The following is a 19,210-nucleotide window of genomic DNA, read 5'->3' as shown; positions in this document are numbered from 1 at the left end:
CTCCGCTTATAAACAAATTTATCGATGATTTATAGCAGTTACTTGCGCTTTTTCATCGATATAGTTCTGTTTAACCTTCACTCCATCGCCTTACAGCATTCTCAGATGGAGCCTACATCCCATGTCACGTGTTCTGATCATCGAAAGCAGCGCCCGTCAGCAAGACTCGGTTTCCCGTCAACTGACCCAGACCTTCATCAGCCAGTGGAAAGCCGCTCACCCGGCCGACCCGATCACCGTGCGTGACCTGGCCGTCAACCCGGTGCCGCACCTGGACATCAACCTGCTGGGCGGCTGGATGAAACCTGCTGAACAACGCAATGACATCGAACAGGCTTCCCTGGAACGCTCCAACCAGCTGACCGACGAACTGCTGGCCGCCGATGTGCTGGTCATGGCTGCGCCGATGTACAACTTCGCGATCCCCAGCACGTTGAAAGCCTGGCTCGACCACGTGCTGCGTGCCGGCGTGACCTTCAAGTACACCGACACCGGCCCACAAGGTCTGCTCAGCGGCAAGCGTGCCTATGTGTTGACTGCTCGCGGCGGGATCTACGCCGGCAGCACCGCGGATCACCAGGAACCGTACCTGCGTCAGGTCATGGGCTTCATCGGGATCCACGACGTGACCTTTATTCACGCCGAAGGCATGAACCTGGGCGGCGACTTCCAGGAGAAGGGACTGAGCCAGGCCAACGCCAAGCTGGCCCAGGTCGCCTGAGGCTTTAATCGCCAGATAATCCCTTGATGTTCAAGTGACCTGGCGAACCTCTTCAAGGCTTTACGCGCATCGAACCTCCCTTTGCACTTGTTGCTCCTGAGTGCTGTAGCCCGATTGAACGCTTTAGCGAGATCGGGCTTTTTTTTGCCTGGGATTTAGTGATGGCTAGCAAAAACCGCTATCGTCGCCGCCATTCGAAATGAGGCGAGCATGGGCTATCTACTTTTTGTCACGCTGATTCAGGCGTTTTCCTTCAGTCTGATCGGCGAATACCTGGCCGGTCATGTCGACAGTTACTTTGCGGTGCTGGTGCGAGTGGTGCTGGCGGGGCTGGTGTTCATTCCGTTGACTCGCTGGCGTTCGGTTGAACCGGCATTCATGCGCGGCATGCTGCTGATCGGCGCGTTGCAGTTCGGCGTGACGTACGTCTGCCTGTACCTGAGCTTTCGGGTGCTGACAGTGCCGGAGGTGTTGCTGTTCACCATCCTCACGCCGCTGCACGTGACCTTGATCGAAGACGCGCTGAACCGGCGCTTCAACCCATGGGCATTGATCGCCGCATTGGTGGCGGTGATGGGCGCGGCGGTGATTCGCTATGACCGGATCAACCCGGATTTCTTCATGGGGTTTCTGCTGCTGCAACTGGCCAACTTCACCTACGCCGCCGGGCAGGTGCTCTACAAGCATCTGGTCGCCCGTCATCCGAGCGATCTACCGCATTATCGGCGCTTCGGTTACTTCTATCTCGGCGCATTGGCAGTGGCGTTGCCAGCGTTTCTGCTGTTCGGCAAACAGAACTTCCTGCCCGAAGCACCGCTGCAATGGGGCGTGCTGGTGTTCCTCGGCCTGGTCTCGACTGCGCTCGGGTTGTACTGGTGGAACAAGGGCGCGTGCCTGGTGAATGGCGGGACGCTCGCGGTGATGAACAACCTGCATGTGCCGGTGGGGTTGCTGATCAATCTGCTGATCTGGAATCAGCATGAAGCGCTGGGGCGGTTGTTCCTGGGTGGGGTGGTGATTCTGATGGCGGTGTGGATCAGCCGGTTGGGTGTACGCCAATCGATAACCACACACTAAACCCCTGTAGGAGCGAGGCTTGCCCGCGAAGGCGGTGTGTCAGTCGGCGACGATGTTGCCTGACACACCGCCTTCGCGGGCAAGCCTCGCTCCTACAGGGATATGTGGTGCTACATGATGTGTTTTTCGGGTTCAGGGATGTGGCTCGCGCCGAGCACTGCCGGAAGCAACCCGGCCCTCAGGTCACCGCCGCTCGGTTGCTGATAAAGGCTCAAGCCAAACTCCGGCAACACCGCCAGCAAGTAATCAAAAATATCCCCCTGAATCCGCTCGTAATCGGCCCACGCCGTAGTGCGAGTAAAGCAGTAAATTTCCAGCGGAATACCCTGGGCCGTGGCCTGCATTTGCCGAACCATGCAGGTCATGTTCGGCTGGACCTCCGGGTGACTCTTCAAATACGCCAGCGCATAGGCGCGGAAAGTCCCGATATTGGTCATCCGCCGACGGTTGGCCGACATCGCCGCCACATTGCCCTGGGCTTCGTTCCAGGCCTTGAGTTCAGCCTGCTTGCGGCTGATATAGTCGGTCAGCAAGTGTACCTGGGCCAGTTTTGACTCTTCGTCATCACGCACAAACCGCACGCCGCTGGCGTCGATGAACAGGCTGCGCTTGATCCGACGCCCACCAGATTGCTGCATGCCGCGCCAGTTCTTGAACGACTCGGACATCAGGCGCCAGGTCGGAATCGAAACGATGGTCTTGTCGAAATTCTGCACCTTGACCGTGTGCAGCGTGATGTCGACCACGTCACCGTCGGCGCCGACTTGCGGCATCTCGATCCAGTCGCCGACCCGCAGCATGTCGTTGCTGGTCAACTGCACACTGGCGACGAACGACAGCAGGGTGTCCTTGTAAACCAACAAAATCACCGCCGACATGGCGCCCAGACCCGACAGCAACAACAGCGGCGAACGATCGATCAGCGTCGCGACAATGATAATCGCGCCAAACACGTACAAGACCATTTTCGCCAGTTGCACGTAGCCTTTGATCGAGCGGGTGCGGGCATGCTCAGTGCGCGCATAGATGTCCAGCAGGGCGTTGAGCACGGCGCTGATGGCCAGCACCAGAAATAGAATGGTGAACGCCAGCGCCACATTGCCAAGGAAGATCAGGCTGGTCTTGCCCAACTCCGGCACCAGGTGCAGGCCGAACTGAATCACCAGCGACGGCGTCATCTGCGCCAGGCGATGAAACACCTTGTTGTGGCGTAAATCGTTGACCCAGTGCAGCGCCGGTTGGCGGCCAAGCATTTTGGTCGCATGAAGAATGAGGTAGCGCGCCACTCGTCCGAGGACCAGCGCAATCACCAGCAACACCATCAGCGCCAGGCTGGAATGCAGGAGCGGGTGCTGATCGAGCGCACCCCAAAGGTCTTGGACGTTGAGCCAGAGCTGTTTGATATCCATGGGCGAAAATGCTTCTTCTATAGGACGCGACGGGGCGATTAGAGCATTTAAGACGCTTTGGATGACGTTTTGGGACAAAAGACGCAACAAAAAAACCACTGTTTAGCGCCGTTTGTATAAAGAAACTCGGCCTTAGCGCTCGAAACCGTTACCCTATGCAGCTGTTTTTTTGTATTTCTTCGAGGTAGCACCCGTGTTTTCCCAATTCGCCCTGCACGAACGCCTGCTCAAAGCCGTGGCCGAGCTTAAATTTGTCGAGCCAACGCCTGTGCAAGCAGCGGCTATTCCGCTGGCGCTCCAAGGGCGTGACCTGCGGGTGACAGCGCAAACCGGCAGCGGTAAAACCGCTGCATTCGTTTTGCCGATCCTCAACCGTTTGATCGGCCCGGCTAAAGTCCGCGTCAGCATCAAGACCCTGATCCTGCTGCCGACTCGCGAACTGGCTCAGCAGACCATCAAGGAAGTCGAGCGCTTTGCGCAGTTCACGTTCATCAAGTCCGGCCTGATCACCGGCGGTGAAGACTTCAAGGTCCAGGCTGCCATGCTGCGCAAGGTGCCGGACATCCTGATCGGTACGCCGGGCCGGATGATCGAGCAACTGAACGCCGGCAACCTCGACTTGAAAGAAGTCGAAGTCCTGGTCCTCGACGAAGCCGACCGCATGCTCGACATGGGCTTTGCCGAAGACGTGCAGCGTCTGGTGCAAGAGTGCACCAACCGCCAGCAGACCATGCTGTTCTCCGCCACCACTGGCGGTTCGGGTCTGCGCGAGATGGTCGCCAAGGTGTTGAACAACCCTGAGCACCTGCAGCTGAACAACGTCAGCGATCTGAATGCGACTACCCGTCAGCAGATCATCACCGCTGACCACAACCAGCACAAAGAGCAGATCGTGAACTGGCTGCTGGCCAACGAGACCTACCAGAAGGCCATCGTGTTCACCAACACCCGGGCCATGGCTGACCGAATCTATGGCCGTCTGGTGGCGCAGGAATACAAAGCGTTCGTGCTGCACGGTGACAAAGACCAGAAGGATCGCAAGCTGGCCATCGATCGCCTGAAGCAGGGCGGCGTGAAAATCCTGGTTGCCACCGACGTCGCCGCTCGCGGCCTCGATGTGGATGGCCTGGACCTGGTGATCAACTTCGACATGCCGCGCAGCGGCGACGAGTATGTTCACCGCATCGGTCGTACCGGCCGCGCCGGCAACGATGGCCTGGCCATCTCGCTGATCTGCCACGGCGACTGGAACCTGATGTCGAGCGTCGAGCGCTACCTCAAGCAGAGCTTCGAGCGCCGCACCATCAAGGAAGTCAAAGGCACCTACGGCGGACCGAAAAAGGTCAAGGCCTCGGGCAAAGCCGTTGGCGTGAAGAAGAAAAAAGTCGACGCCAAAGGCGACAAGAAGAAAACCGGTGCCAAGGCCCCGACCAAGCGCAAAATCGCCAACCGCCCGAAGACCGACGCCCTGTCGCTGGTCAGCAAGGACGGCATGGCCCCGTTGAAGCGCCGCAAGCCGGAAGCGCCGGCTGCTGAATAAAAGCCGCGTCGTGACCCCATAAAAAAACCGGACAAATGTCCGGTTTTTTTATGCCTCGGATTCTTGGGTGGGATCAACTCTCGGTTTTCTTCTCCGCCGATTTCAACTCCTTGAGTCGCTGATCGATCAGCTGGCACTTGTCGGGCAAATCCTTGCTGGCTGTGCCCAAATCCATCTGCTGCAACTCAGCGTTGATCTCCTTGGCCTTGGCCGGGTTCTGCTCGGTGAGTTTGGTGACTTCCTTGGCCAGTTGCTCGCGTTTGGCGGTGGCTTCCTCGGGGGTGCAGGCCCAGACGGGGAGGGCGCAGGCGAGGGTGGCGGCTAGGGTGAGTTTCAGCAGAGTGTTTTTCATGAACGAAGCCTCATTTATCAGCGTCACAGCGTTATTGAGTTGAGGGTTCCTCGATCCAGAAAGTTCAGGCTATGGACCTAAACTTGCGAACTAGAGCGTCCACCCAAAAACATCCCGAACGGCTTATTGACGTCAGAATGATGGCAACTTAACATCGCGCCACTATATTGATATCACTTTGCCGTTTCGAGGGATCGGACAGACCACCCACACGCTGATGCAGTGGTTGTTACGCCACGCTTTGGACCTTCTGACCCAAGCGCGCACTTATCCCCTTATGACGTATTCGCTCTGCAAACGCCTCCAGCGTCTGCCGTGTCGGAACGGCTGTGTCTTTGAATTGCTCATTCCATTCTTGCCATTCGCAACGAGACCTTTTTACATGGACGTTCGCCAATACGCCTTCCTCGCCGGCCAGCCTTCTGCTGCGGTCAAAAAACGCGAGCACTTCTGGGGCATGCCCAAGCGCGGGTTGGCGTTCCTGTTGGCCAACGTCATGTTCTGGCAACCGATGTGGGCGCAGGCGGATGGGATTGTGGTGGCTACGCCGGGAGTCAGCCTTGGGCAGGCCGGCAACGGTGTGCCGATCGTCAACATCGCCACGCCCAACGGCACGGGCCTATCGCATAACCAGTTTCACGATTACAACGTCGGCGCCCAGGGCGTGATCCTCAACAACGTCGCCAACCAGACCGGCGCGACGCAGTTGGGTGGGATCATTGTGGGCAACCCCAACCTCACCAATCGGGTCGCAGCGCAGACCATCCTCAACGAAGTGATCGGCGGCAGCCCTAGCCAGTTGCGCGGTTATACCGAAGTGGCCGGGCAGTCAGCCCGCGTCATCGTTGCCAACCCTTATGGCATCAGCTGCAACGGTTGCGGCTTCATCAATACGCCGCGCGTGACGCTGACCACCGGCAAGCCGGTGCTGGACAACGGTCGGCTGGATCGCTTTCAGGTGGATCAGGGCAGCGTGTCCATCGACGGCGCTGGGCTGAACGCCAACAACGTCGACCGCTTCGAAATCATCACCCGTAGCGCCAAGATCAACGCCGAGATTCAGGCGAAAAACCTGACCATTGTCGCCGGTCGCAACGACGTCAATGCCGACAGCCTCAACGCCACCGCCCGCGCCGATGACGGCAGCGGCAAACCAGGGTTGGCCATCGATTCCTCGGCCCTCGGCGGCATGTACGCCGGGGCGATCAAATTGGTCGGCACCGAGCAGGGCGTCGGCGTGAAGCTCGACGGCAAACTGATCGCCAGTGGTGGTGATATTCAGCTCGATGCCAACGGGCACTTGAGCCTGGTAGACACCTCGGCGACTAACGGCACGGTCAATGTCAAAGCCGCCAGTCTCGATGCACGCGGTCCGGTCTATGCGGGCACAGCGCTAAACGTACAAACCCAAGGCAACCTGAGCAACCAGCAAACCCTCGCCGCCCGCGACAGCATCGCGCTGAGCGCCGGCGGGCAGTTGACCAACAGCGGCGTCATCGAGGCCGGGGTCAACGCCGACGGCAGCCGCAACACCAACGGCGATGTGAGCCTCGGCGCGCAGAATCTCAACAACACCGGCAAAAGCCTGGTCGCCAGCCGCACTCTCACCATCAACACTGCTCAGACCTTGAGCAACCAGGGCGGTACGCTGAGCGGGCAAAGCACCCACATCACCGCCGCAACACTGGACAATCAAAACAACGGGCGAGTGCTGAGCAACAGCACGTTGAACCTCAATGCCAATCAGGTGCTGAACTCGAAAGGCGTGATCAACAGCACCGGCAATCTCACTGGCAACGTCGGCCGATTGAGCAACAGCAGCGGTGAACTGAGCAGCCTCGCTGACGTTGTCCTGAACCTGACTTCGCTGGATAACGTTGTCGGCCTTGTCACAGCTGGTCGCCTGCTGGACATCACTGCCAGTGGCGGCATCAACAACATCGGCGGCACGCTGGGGGCGAAACAAGCTCTGACAGTCCGTGCGCAAAACCTCGACAACAGCCAGCAAGGAAAGCTGAACAGCGAAGGCCAACTGACGACCCGAGTCAGCGGTCTCCTGAACAACCAGAGCAAAGGGCTGGTCCAGGCCAACGGCGTGATGGATGTGCAGGCCACGCGTCTGGACAACCGTGAAGGCAAGATTTCCGGGATCAACACACTGACGGTCAGTAGTAACAACGCAGACAACCGCAACGGCGTGATTCGTGCCGATCAGACGTTGAAACTGCTGATCACCGAGCTGGATAACCGCGATAAGGGACGCCTCGAAAGCAAGGCTGCTCTGACCTTTGACGGCAACAAACTGGACAATCGCAACAGTGGTCTGCTGACGGCCAGCGGCCCGCTCAACCTCAAGGCCAAAGAAGTCGCCAACGATGGCGGCCGAATTTCCGGTAAGGGTGATATCGAAGCCAATATCGATACCTTGAGCCAGCAGGCTGGCGAACTGGTTGCCGAGGGCAATCTTAAGTTGACCGGCAAGACGCTGGACAGCCGTAAAGGCGGCCTGGTCGCGTCGCTCAAATCGCTGACGGTCAACGTCGATCAGATCGACAACCGTGGCGGTTCACTGTCCAGCCAGACCGACCTGCACATCAACGGCGCAAGCTTGAACAACAGCGACAACGGCAAAGTGCTCTCTGACACGACGCTGGCACTCAAGGTCGATCAAATCATCAACCAGACCGCCGGGCTGATTTTCAGCAAAGGCGCGAGCACGCTCAGTGGCCTCGGGCTCGACAATTCGGGCGGCAAGATCGTCAGCCAGAACAATCTCGCGTTGACCTTCAACGGCATCAAGAACAACCAGCAAGGGTTGTTCAGCAGCGAAGGCACGCTGATGCTCAACGCCGGCAGTCTGGACAACCGTCTGGGCAAGCTGTCGAGCCTCGAAGCCATGACGCTCGACGTAGCGGCAGCCCTGCAAAACCAGGGCGGTTTGATCGCTTCGCAAAAAGGTCTGGTGCTGACCAGCGCCAGCCTCGACAACAGCGACAAAGGCATTGTCAGCGCCAAGGCTGCATCGAACGTCACGACCGGCGAATTCAACAACAGCAAGGGCGGTAGTCTGGCGGCTGACGGCCCCCTTGGTCTGACAGCTAAGCACCTGGATAACTCGGCCGGGCAAATTGGTAGTCAGCAACAGCTGAATGTCTCGGTCACGAGCCTGGATCAAGACGGCGGCGAGCTGTTCAGCAACAGCGACCTGACCCTCGACCTGAACAACGGCCTGCTGAACAACCAGCGCGGCAACCTCCATACAGCGGGTCTTTTGCTGTTGAAAAACCTCAAGGAGGTGAACAACAGCGGCGGCGAAATCTCCGGTGCCAAGGCCTACAGCATTAACGCCCAAAGCCTGAATAACGATGACGGCAAACTGCTGAGCAATGAAAAACTCACTCTCGTCATCGACCGCGCACTGAGCAACATCCATGGCCTGATCAAGTCTGCCGGCCTCGCCAGTCGCAGTGCGAGCCTGAATAACAACAACGGTGAAATCCGTGGTCGTGGCGAGGTTGATCTGACGGTCACCGATGCCTTCGATAACCAGGCCGGTGTGGTCATCGCCGATGACGGGCTGACCGTGAAAGCCACCAGTCTCGATAACCGTCAGGAGGGTTTGGTAGGGGCGACAAAAGCGCTGAAACTGACCGTCGACAACCTCGATAACCGAAGCGGCGAGTTGTCGAGCAAGGCGGACGTGACACTGATCGGCCAACAACTCGACAACAGCGACGCCGGTTACATCCTGGCCGGTGGCAACCTTGCACTGACCGTAGACAAGGTCATCAACCGCAACAAAGGGCTGCTGTCCGGCGACGCCGGGTTGACGCTGACCGGGCAGACGCTGGAAAACAGCGGTCGGCTGACCACGCTGAACAACCTCACGGTGAACCTGACTTCGGATCTGGACAACAATCAGGGCAGCCTCGTCAGCGAGGGTAAATTGGCGATCAATGCCCAGAGCCTGAGCAACAACGGCGGCACGATTTCCAGCGCCAAGGCGCTCACAATCGATAGCAAAGGCGCAGTCAGCAACCAAGGCGGAAAACTGCAGACCGACACCACACTGACGCTCACTAGCACCAGCCTGGATAACCAGCAAACAGGTGCGATCAGCAGCAAAGGTGGAATGAGCATCACCACCGGCGCGCTCAATAACAGCCAGGCCAGTATTTACGCGGGCGACCGCTTGGAGCTGAGCGCCGGCCTAGTCACCAACACCGGCGGCAGCATCGGCGCGGCCACCTCGCTGGTTGCCAACGTCAGTGGCCTGGATCAGCAAGGCGGCAAGCTCTTCAGCAAGAGCGCCTTGAGCCTGGACCTGAACGGCGGGGCCTTGAACAACCAGGACGGCTTCATTAACGCGCCCGGTCAACTGCTGCTGAAAAACCTCGCCGGTGTGGACAACCGCAATGGTGAAATCTCTAGCGAAGAGGCCTTCGAACTGGTCGCCAAACAGCTGGATAACAGCGATGGCCAGGTGCTCAGCAACCAAAAACTCACACTGCGTATTGAGCAGGCACTGACCTCGGTCAAAGGCAAAATTGCCGCCGCAGCATTGCAAGTTCGCGCCGCCAGTCTGGATAACAGCGCCGGCACAATGCTCAGCGATGGCGATCTGCAAGTGACCGTCGACGGTCTACTGACCAACCAGAACAAAGGCCTGATCAAAGCGGCCGGACAACTCACCCTCAACAGCAACGGTCTGGATAATCAGGGCGGTACGTTGCTGGGTGGCACTGGCCTGAGCATCGATCTGGGGGCAGCACCTGCCGACCTGAATAACCAGAACGGCCTGATCAACACCAAGGGCGTGTTGAGCATTGCGCACCTGCGTGACCTGAATAACCAGCAAGGCGAAATCTCCAGCGTCCACAGCTTCAGCCTGACCGGCAACACGCTGGATAACCGCGGTGGCAACCTGATCAGCAATGATCAATTGATCCTCAACGCTACCCGCCTGAATAACCAGGGCGGCCTGGTTTCCGGCTGGAACAAACTCGCCGTTGCCGGCGGTAGCCTCGACAACAGCCAGGAAGGCACGCTCTCCAGCTTGCTCGGCAATCTGAGCATCGACCTCAGCGGTGCGCTGATCAACAACGCCAAGGGCGGCCTGGCGGGCTTAGGCGACGTGACCATCACTGCCGCCAGCCTTGACAACAGCAACGGCATCGTCACCAGTGGCGGCAAGCAGACGCTGACGATGACTCAAGGTGCGATCAACAACGCATCGGGTGGCCTGATCGAAAGCAGCGGCACACTGGCTATCAGCGCGGCCTCCTTGAACAACGCATCGGGGAACGTCACCGCGAACAAAGCGCTGACCTTCACCGGTACGAGCCTGGATAACAGCAACGGCAGTCTGGTCGGTGCAGACAGCGTCACCCTCGATCTGCTCGGTACGCTGACCAACATCAAAGGTGCGCTGGGTAGTACGGGGCCGCTGGTGATCAAGCGTTCCAGCAGCATCGATAACCAGGGCGGCCAGCTGCTCAGTCAAGGTTTGTTGAGCCTGTTGACTGGAAGCCTGAATAACAGCCTGGAGGGCACCGTGGCTGCCAATGGGCAGCTTGATCTCACCGCCACCGGCAGTGTTCGTAACGACGCCGGCGGCCTGATCTCCAGTCGCGATGCAGGCCTCAACGTCAAAGCCGCTTCCCTCAACAATGCCGGCGGCGCGCTGCAAAGCCAGGGCGCATTGACCCTGGACGTGAAGGGCGGCGCCATCGACAACCAGGGCGGCAAGGTCATCGCCCAGAACGGTGAGCTGAACATCACCGCCGCCAGCCTCGACAGCCGCGCCGGTGTGCTGTCGAGCCTCAAAGGTTTGCTGCAGACCCGCCTGACGGGCGTATTGCGCAACGGCCAGGGCGGCAAGATCGAAGGCAATCGCCTCGACCTTCAGGCCTTGGGCGGAATCTACAGCGACGGCGGACGCATCGCCGCCAATACCGGCAACATTCTGCTTAACGCTGGCAACGCTGCTATCGATAACAGCAACGGCGGGATTTACGCCAAAGGCCAGGTCAAGGTTATTGGCGGTGCGCTGAACAACAACGCCGGCAAGATCAGTGGCGATGGTATCGACATCGTTCTCGATAGCAATCTCACCAACCGCGGCGGCCTGATTGAAAGCGCCGGCACCCTCGCAGTGCGTGCCGCCAACCTCGATAACCAGACCGGCAAACTGCGTGCGCTGGGTATCAGCGGGAAAACCAACTTCCAGATCGGCAGCCTGTTCGATAACCGCAATGGTCTGCTGGAAACGGCGAACACTGACCTGACGCTCGCGACGCCGAGCTTCCTGAACGCGGGCGGTACCGTGACTCATGTGGGCGTGGGTGAGTTTGACATTTCGACGGCCAATGTCATGAATGCCGGCGGTTCGCTGGTGACGCGTGGCGGGCTGACGCTGAATGCCGATAGCTGGACTAACAGCAGTGTGATTCAGGCGGGGCGGTTGAAAGTTAACGTCAACAATTTCACGCAGACCACGAGTGGTCAATTGTTGGCTTCCAGTCATCTGGAAGGGCGAGGCGTAAATTGGACCAACGACGGGTTGATTGCCAGTGATGGAAGCTTGAATCTCAATCTGGGCGGCACTTACACCGGTAACGGGCGGCTCTCCAGTCTGGGCAATCTGACGTTGACTGCCGCGCAACTCGGCTTGTCGAGTGCGACCAGCATTGGCGGGGGCGCGCAAACCACTTTCAATATTGGTGGGCAACTGACGAATGCCGGGCGGTTGACCTCTGATGGCGGACTGACGATCAATGCCGGCAGTGTCAGCAACACAGGCACGTTAGGGGCTGCACAAGACCTGACGATCAAGACATCGAGCCTGGTGAACAACCGCGGCCTGATCTTCAGCGGCCGCAATATGAACCTGCTGCTCAATGACTTCACCAACCAGAATGGGGATGTTTATAGCATCGGGGATCTGACGATTGCCGGGCGCGATGGCGGTCGAGCCAATACTGTTAATAACTTGGCTGCATCGATTAATGTTGATGGTGATTTTTCACTGTCGGCCAATAGTTTCAATAATAAAACCGAGGGCGTCATTGGCGAAGAGAAGCTCCTGTCCGGAGATATTACGTTTGATCCGAATTCCGCTACTTTTTACGTAAATGAAAACTTTGTATCGCAATCAACGATCACCGGTCCCCAGGCGTCGCTCACCGTGGCGGGAAACCTGACCGGCAATGTGGGGGCCTTCACCAATACTGCTTCGCAGATTTCGGCCGGCAAAAATATCAAGCTGGATGTGGACACCTTCGATAATTTTGGACTGCAGTCGGGCAGTTTCACCCGCTCGCGCACTTTCAAACTCGCAGGTCTTCCAGATCGCGAGGATGGTTGGACAAGCACGGATCTGCGGGCTTATGCAAAAAGAAACTCCATCTATGTTTATAAGTATTCAAGATTCTGGCATGAGCTTGATAAGGGCGGGACGAATTGGGAATATGTTGATCTGAATAAGCAGCTAACCAACACAATCAACCCGAATTACGGTATGGGGCCTGAAATAGCGGTGCCTGCGCGAATTCTGTCCGGCGAGCTAAAAAACGATGTCAGGGTCTTCACCAATGGCGGCGGCAGCGTGTCCTCCATCGTTCAAGCCGGGCAAGCGATAGCGATCAACGCTAAAAACACCATCACCAACGGTAATCTCAATCCATACACGAGTTTTGGCGGTACAACCAAGGGTACGGCTGATACCGGCGTTAAAAACGCCGCTAAACCGACCATCATCTTTCTGAATCCACAGTTGCCACCGGACCTGGCCCAACAACAAGTCAACCCGCTGACGTTGCCTGGCTTCACCCTGCCAACGGGAGACAACGGCCTGTTCCGCCTTAGCGGTAAAGGCGGCACCGAGCAGACGATCCTACCCGGACAGAGCTGGACTATTGGTTCCGTTTCAGCCGGTAACACGCAGCGTTCGGACGGCATGCCTGTCAGGCAAGCCACCGAATTCCAGTTCGACCAGAACGACCCGGTCTCGGTCAAAAATCGCGAGCTGGCTCTGGCCAGTCGCCCGTCGGTGAATCTCAACGACAAAACCGCGCTGATCAACGTCAATGCCGCCGCCGGTGACGGTCCGGTCGGTGTGCTGTTGCCCAATAGAGGGAACGCGTCCTTCAACGTGTCGCGTGTGCAGGGGCTGCCTGACACCAGCGTGCGCTCCAACCCGCACAAGTACCTGATCGAAACCAACCCGGTACTGACCAACCTCAAGCAGTTCATGAGTTCGGACTACCTGTTGGCGAACCTCGGCTACAACCCGGACACCAGCGCCAAACGCCTGGGCGATGGTTTGTTTGAGCAACGCCTGGTCCAGCAGTCGATCGTCGCACGCACCGGCCAGCGCTTCCTCGACGGTCAGACCTCTGACGAAGCGATGTTCAAGTACCTGATGAACAACGCCATCGCCAGCAAGGTCCAGCTCAACCTGTCCATGGGCGTGACGCTTACCGCCCAGCAAGTCGCTGCCTTGACCCACGACATCGTCTGGCTCGAAGAGCACGTAGTGAACGGTGAAAAAGTCTTGGTGCCGGTGCTCTATCTGGCCCAGGCCAACAATCGTCTGGCACCCAATGGCGCATTGATCCAGGGCGGCGACGTGACCCTGATCGCCGGCCAGGACCTGAACAATGCCGGCACCCTGCGCGCCACTAACAACCTTTCCGCCGAGGCCGGCAACGACCTCACCAACACCGGCTTGATCGAGGCGGGTGATCGCCTGACGCTGAAGGCGGGCAACAACATCGTCAACAAATCGGGCGGGATCATCTCCGGTCGCGACGTCAGTCTGACGGCAACCAATGGTGATGTGATCAACCAGCGTGACGTGACCGGTGTTGATGTCCGTCGGGGTGGAAGTCTGCAGCATCGCGATTATCTCGATAACGCGGCGCGGATCGAGGCGGCCAACGATCTGAGTATCAATGCGGGTCGTGACATCAACAACATTGGCGGTGTGTTGCAGAGTGGGCGTGACCTCGATCTTAGTGCGACTCGAGACGTCAACATCACCTCAGTCCAGGATCGCAGCACCAATGCGCGTGGCAGCCATTTTCTCAACCAGACCATTACCCAGCATGCTGCTGAAGTGACGTCTGGCCGGGATCTGTCGATCAGCGCTGATCGTGACGTCGCCATTGTTGCCAGTCGTCTGGACGCCAAGCGTGATATCGGGGTCAATGCAGGCAATGACATAATTATCACCTCGGCCGCCAACGAGAGCGATTACGTATCGCGCAGCAAAAAGCGCGCGCAGGAAACCCACAGCACTACTCAGCAGGCTTCCGTGCTGAACGCTGGTCGAGACATTGCCCTTAATGCGGGCAACGATCTGGGGATCATCGCCAGCCGGATCAAAGCTTCGGAGAACATTGATCTAGATGCCGTGCAAGACATCACCGTCGCTTCGGCCAAAGACGAAAGTTCGTCTTACTATTACAAAAAGAAAAAAGGGTCGTTCGGCCGCAGTAGCACCACTCAGAAAGAAAGCTACGACAGCACAAACGTCGCCTCGGTGATTGAGGCGGGGAATGACCTGACCGTCAACGCCACCAAGGATGAAGACGGCGCGGTCAGCCTCGATGGTGGGCGTAACGTCACGATCATCGGCAGTCAGCTGAAGGCCGGTAATGATTTGGTGGTCGGTGCGACCAACGATGTCGCAGTGCTCTCAGCCACCGAAGAAACCGGCGACTACAGCAAGAAGACCAAGACCGGTCTATTCGGCATGTCGAGCAGCGGCAAGAGCCAACTGCAGACCACCGTCACCCACATCGGTAGTGAACTGGATGCTGGCCACGATGCGGTCATTCTGGCGGGGCGCGATGTGCGGTTGAACGCCAGTGAAGTCAATGCCGAAAATGATGCCGAACTGCACGCCGGGCTGGTGGACAAAACCGGTGACATCACGCTGTCGTCCTCCGATGATCTGACCTACAGCCGCGCCGAGGAGTACAAGAAAAAGCTGGGCCTGACGCTCAAGGACGCTATCGGCTGGGCGGTCGGCACGCCAAGTTTCGGGGGTGATATTACTGTCAACTCGTCACACAAAGAGGGGCGCGAGGTCGTCAGTTCCAACAGTGTTGGCAGCCAGGTCAACGCCGGAAATGACGCGATTCTGAATGCGGCCCGTGACATCAATATCATCGGCAGCGGCATCAGCACCGGTAACAACGCGAAGCTGGATGCCGGGCGTGATGTCAACGTCCTCGCCTCCACCGATCAACAGCGCAGCAACAGTTGGGAAACCGATAAAAGCACCGGCCTCAAGCAAACCGTCGATAACAACGGGTACACCACGTTTGTCGGTAATGAAACCATCAAGCATGGGGTGGATAGCAGCGGTTATACGGCGGCGGGCAGCTCCATTGATGCCGGTATGAACCTCAAGGTAACGGCTGGCCGCGATATCAACCAGCAAGGGTCCGACCTTGAAGCCGAAAACAATATAAAGCTCAAAGCCGGTCGCAATATCAATATCGATGCGGCGGAAGAAGCCAACGTAGTCACCACCCGTGACAGCGTGAAACGTACTGGCAGCACCACGACTGTCGCTTACAACTTTGGCAACACCGTTGATAGCCTTAAAGGCACAGGCAAAGGTGAGGATGGGGTCAGCAAGGGTTCCAGCGTTCTGAAGTCGGTTGATGCCCTGGATCAGTTTTTCAGCGGGCCGAAGTTCGACGGGCACATTGGCAGCTCAAGCACCAGCCAGGCCCAAACCCAGACCTCCGTGACACATCGTCCATCCAGCCTGTCGGCCGGTGGTGATATCACGCTAGAGGCTGAAAATGTCAACGTGAAAGGAAGCCAGTTCGATGCCGGGCGAGACATCAATGTCACAGGGCGCAACATCACTTTTGATGTGGCACACGGTGCCGAAAACAGCGAAGACACTCAGACCCAAAGCAAGGGCGGCCTCAAGGGTGGCACCACCGGCGGCTTCAAACTGGGCGTTGGTATCAGTAATGCTGGCAATAAGGGAGAGTCGAGCCAAGGCACCTCTACAGCGACGCAACTGAACGCCGGTGGCAGCATCAATCTGGACGCGAAAAACGATCTGACGCTGATCGCGACTCAGGTGACTGCCGAACGGGATATCAAACTCAAGGCTGGCAACGACCTGAACGTGCTGTCCACGCAAAATGCTTACAGCAGTGAAAACGACCGCCGCAGCTGGGGAGCAGAGGGCGGCATCATCCTCGGTAAAGACGGGTTTGGTATCTATGGCTCCGCCAATATCGGTATCGGCGATCTCAACCGTGAAGGCGTAAAACAACAGGAAGCCTACCTGTACGCAGGCAATAACCTCAACTTCGAAAGTGGCCGTGACACCAACATCGCTGGCGCCACATTGCGTGGTGATGAAGTGATTGGTGATGTGGGTCGCAATCTCACTGTGAGCTCGGTGCCTGATACCGGCAAAGTGCGTGGGCAAGAACTGGACCTGAGCATCACTGGTTCGTTTTACGGTGTCAGTGGTTCGGTCGGGTATGGCAAAACCACTGGCCAGACCAACTGGGTTGAAAACCAGACGGTGATCAGCGGTAAAAACAAAGTCGATATCCGCACCGAAGGCCACACGCAGCTGGATGGCGCAGTACTGACCGCCGACAATGGCAATCTCAAGCTGGATACCGATACCCTGGGTTTCCGCAATATCACCGGCAAGGACAACGAGCACGGTTACTACCTGAATGTCAGTGGTAGCTACGGCGCGGAGGGTGGCTCCCAAGCCGACAAACCCAACAAAGGCATGGAAGCCCCGGATAAGAACAGTTGGGCGGTGGAGGGTTACAACTACACCAAGGATCGTGAGCAGACGCTGAACGCCACAGTGGGCGCGGGCGAAATTGTCGTGCGTCATGACAAGGCTACCGGACAGGACTCAACGGCCGGGCTCAATCGCGATGTGAACAAGGCATACGAAGTAACTCGGGATGAGGAGCATCGGACGGATCTGTATGTCAGCAGTACCTCGATTGATGCGGTAATGCATCCGATCGATACCGTGGATGGTTGGAATAATAGCGCTATTAATTACAGCGATACCGCCAAAGCAAACTTTAATGCGTTGGCTTTGGTTATCGGTAATCAGATTGATCGAATCCAACATGAAGGTGCTGGGCAAGGCGCGATCGCAGCGGGCGGGCAAGAAGTTGCCGAACAGGCCCTGTCCGCTTTAGTGGAGGCGGGTTACAGCAGGAAAGATGCTCGGGTGATGTTGGAAGATCCGGCCTTTCAAAGTCAGGTCCTGGCTCAGCTAAAACAGCTCAATGACCTATCCAAGTATCAGTCGGAAACGATAGCCGCGGTTAAGGATGATCTGGCCGACAAGAACATTGTCGAGAAGAACATCGTTATCAAAGGCCCTGCCATTACCAACTCCAAGCTTGCCCTTGATCGTGTTTCTGACATTAACAAATACCTGAAGGCCAATCCCGACAAGGTTCAGGCTGTCGAGCTTATTCTTGCTGCTGCGCAGGGCCCGAAGGGCATGATTTTGTATGCCACTCAAAAGGTCCTAGGCGAAACGTCCTTGGTACAGTCTTTGAACCAGCTTCAAAGTGATCTGCAAGGTATTGTTGGACGCAAGATCGCTGAAGGTATTGAGGGTAAAAAGCTTAATGAGGATGTTGACCTGGATGCTTGGCGATTGGGCGGTGGGTCGCTCATGGCCTCGATCCTGATAGGGATGGCGACCCCGAGTCACGATAGGGCTGGTGGAAGGGCTATCGAAGTTTTGAAAAAAAATCCGTCTGAAATTTTAGGTGGACCTCATAGAGATACCACTAAACCTAAGAATGATGGATTTGATTCGCACCACTGCCCCGCAAAGGGATGCTATGACGGCGCCCCAATAAGCACCAAGAATGGTCCAGCAATAAAAATGACACCAGCCGATCATGCAAGAACAGCGAGCCATGGTAATTCGGCCAAGGCTGTGGCATATAGGGAGAAACAGGAGGAGCTCCTCAGACAAGGCAAACTGATGGAAGCTATCGATATGGATATTCGAGATATAAGAAGCAAATTTGGCGATAAATACGATGGGGCGATAAAACAGATGTTGGACTATGCCTCAAAGCTGAATCCTGAAGATTTCAAGAGATAAGTATATGAATTTTGAATTGCTGAGCTTCGGAGATCTTGGTTTAATTAAAGCCGGGATGAGTAGGGATCGTGTGAGAACGATTTTAGGCGAAAACTTTGAAGAGTTTTTCAAGGTGGAAGATTCTATAGTCCCTACAGACGCCTATGATGATCTCGGCTTGCACGTTTATTATCTTGAAAATCACAATATTGAAGGCGTGGAATTTCTGAAGTGGAGCAATTTTTTCTGGGGTTCACAACGTTTGGTAGGTGTTGGCTCGCATGAGGTGCAGAGTTTTCTTGAGCGGGCTGGAGAAGTCCTTGAGTTCAACTCTTCAGGTTATTATTTAAATAGGTTAGGGTTGCGTTTTTACGTTCCAGATATACGTGAAGATGACGCTTTGGTTGAGGCTGTGTATGTGGTTTTTTCAGATGAGCAGCCAATTTGAAATTACATAGGGGGCGGTTGCAGCAGCTGAGTGCAACACGCCTATTGAGTTGAAGAGGAGCCTCATGTTGCAATCCAATTAGCTGAGTGAGTACCTCGATCGGGCACTGCCAGTTAAATCGCTTGCGTGGTCGGATGGTCAGCATATACGCAAACTTATCCAGCTCCTCTTGGCTGTGCTTGGACAGGTCGGTTCCCTTCGGCAAAAACCGGCGGACAAGGCTGTTGGTGTTCTCGTTGGTCCCGCGCCGCGCCGATGACGGCAGCGCCAAGCCGGGGCTGGCTATCGACTCCTCGGCCTTGGGCGGTATGTACGCCGGGGCGATCAAACTGGTGGGTACCGAAGCCGGGGTCGGGGTGAAACTCGATGGCAACCTGGCGGCCAGTGGCGGGGATATTCAAATCGACGTCAACGGCCACCTGAGCATGGTCAAAGCTACCGCCAGTAATGTCGTCGACATCAAAGCCAGAAGCCTCGATGCCCACGGACCGGTGTACGCCGGAACGCAATTGGCCGTGCAGACTGCCGAAGACCTGGTCA

8 protein-coding genes and 1 pseudogene are annotated in these 19,210 nt (G+C 57.1%); 6 read left to right on the top strand and 3 right to left on the bottom strand.

What is annotated here, in order from left to right; all coding sequences use genetic code 11:
- The first annotated feature begins 121 nt into the window (after window positions 1-121).
- Complete coding sequence (locus QK293_RS10120) at window positions 122-721, top strand: FMN-dependent NADH-azoreductase (RefSeq protein WP_282377085.1); 600 nt, start codon at window positions 122-124, stop codon at window positions 719-721.
- A 210-nt stretch (window positions 722-931) separates the two neighbouring features.
- On the top strand, window positions 932-1,798 hold the full coding sequence (locus QK293_RS10115; RefSeq protein ID WP_282377083.1) for a carboxylate/amino acid/amine transporter: 867 nt from the start codon (window positions 932-934) through the stop codon (window positions 1,796-1,798).
- A 110-nt stretch (window positions 1,799-1,908) separates the two neighbouring features.
- Here the strand turns inward: QK293_RS10115 and QK293_RS10110 are convergent, their stop codons facing one another.
- Window positions 1,909-3,207, bottom strand: a complete 1,299-nt coding sequence (locus tag QK293_RS10110; protein ID WP_282377081.1) for a mechanosensitive ion channel family protein — start codon at window positions 3,205-3,207, stop codon at window positions 1,909-1,911.
- A 193-nt stretch (window positions 3,208-3,400) separates the two neighbouring features.
- Between QK293_RS10110 and QK293_RS10105 the strand changes: the two genes are divergently transcribed.
- A complete protein-coding gene (locus QK293_RS10105; RefSeq protein ID WP_064679181.1) occupies window positions 3,401-4,747 on the top strand; it encodes a DEAD/DEAH box helicase in 1,347 nt (448 codons plus the stop codon).
- Window positions 4,748-4,820: 73 nt separating this feature from the next.
- On the opposite strand, the gene QK293_RS10100 is transcribed toward QK293_RS10105, so the two are convergent.
- Complete coding sequence (locus QK293_RS10100) at window positions 4,821-5,099, bottom strand: hypothetical protein (protein ID WP_282377068.1); 279 nt, start codon at window positions 5,097-5,099, stop codon at window positions 4,821-4,823.
- Window positions 5,100-5,481: 382 nt separating this feature from the next.
- Between QK293_RS10100 and QK293_RS10095 the strand changes: the two genes are divergently transcribed.
- A complete protein-coding gene (locus tag QK293_RS10095; protein ID WP_282377066.1) occupies window positions 5,482-18,243 on the top strand; it encodes a hemagglutinin repeat-containing protein in 12,762 nt (4,253 codons plus the stop codon).
- Between the two features lie 4 nt (window positions 18,244-18,247).
- Window positions 18,248-18,670 (top strand): hypothetical protein, encoded by a 423-nt coding sequence (locus QK293_RS10090; protein WP_282377296.1) that lies wholly within the window; start codon window positions 18,248-18,250, stop codon window positions 18,668-18,670.
- 55 nt (window positions 18,671-18,725) lie between these two features.
- Here the strand turns inward: QK293_RS10090 and QK293_RS10085 are convergent.
- Window positions 18,726-18,920, bottom strand: a pseudogene (locus tag QK293_RS10085) (IS30 family transposase); the annotation flags it as partial.
- Window positions 18,921-18,978: 58 nt separating this feature from the next.
- Between QK293_RS10085 and QK293_RS10080 the strand changes: the two are divergent.
- Window positions 18,979-19,210: hypothetical protein (locus QK293_RS10080; protein ID WP_348775348.1), on the top strand; the 232-nt coding region annotated here is incomplete at its 3' end.

Source organism: Pseudomonas sp. AL03 (assembly GCF_029960815.1).
Classification (GTDB): Bacteria; Pseudomonadota; Gammaproteobacteria; order Pseudomonadales; family Pseudomonadaceae; genus Aquipseudomonas.
This window is presented reverse-complemented; position numbering and strand designations above follow the sequence as displayed.

Excerpts from the sequence above, each read along its gene's own strand:
- QK293_RS10120 (WP_282377085.1), top strand. The coding sequence starts at position 122 with ATGTCACGTGTTCTGATCATCGAAAGCAGCGCCCGTCAGCAAGACTCG.
- QK293_RS10115 (WP_282377083.1), top strand. The coding sequence starts at position 932 with ATGGGCTATCTACTTTTTGTCACGCTGATTCAGGCGTTTTCCTTCAGT.
- QK293_RS10110 (WP_282377081.1), bottom strand. The coding sequence starts at position 3,207 with ATGGATATCAAACAGCTCTGGCTCAACGTCCAAGACCTTTGGGGTGCG.
- QK293_RS10100 (WP_282377068.1), bottom strand. The coding sequence starts at position 5,099 with ATGAAAAACACTCTGCTGAAACTCACCCTAGCCGCCACCCTCGCCTGC.
- QK293_RS10095 (WP_282377066.1), top strand. The coding sequence starts at position 5,482 with ATGGACGTTCGCCAATACGCCTTCCTCGCCGGCCAGCCTTCTGCTGCG.
- QK293_RS10090 (WP_282377296.1), top strand. The coding sequence starts at position 18,248 with ATGAATTTTGAATTGCTGAGCTTCGGAGATCTTGGTTTAATTAAAGCC.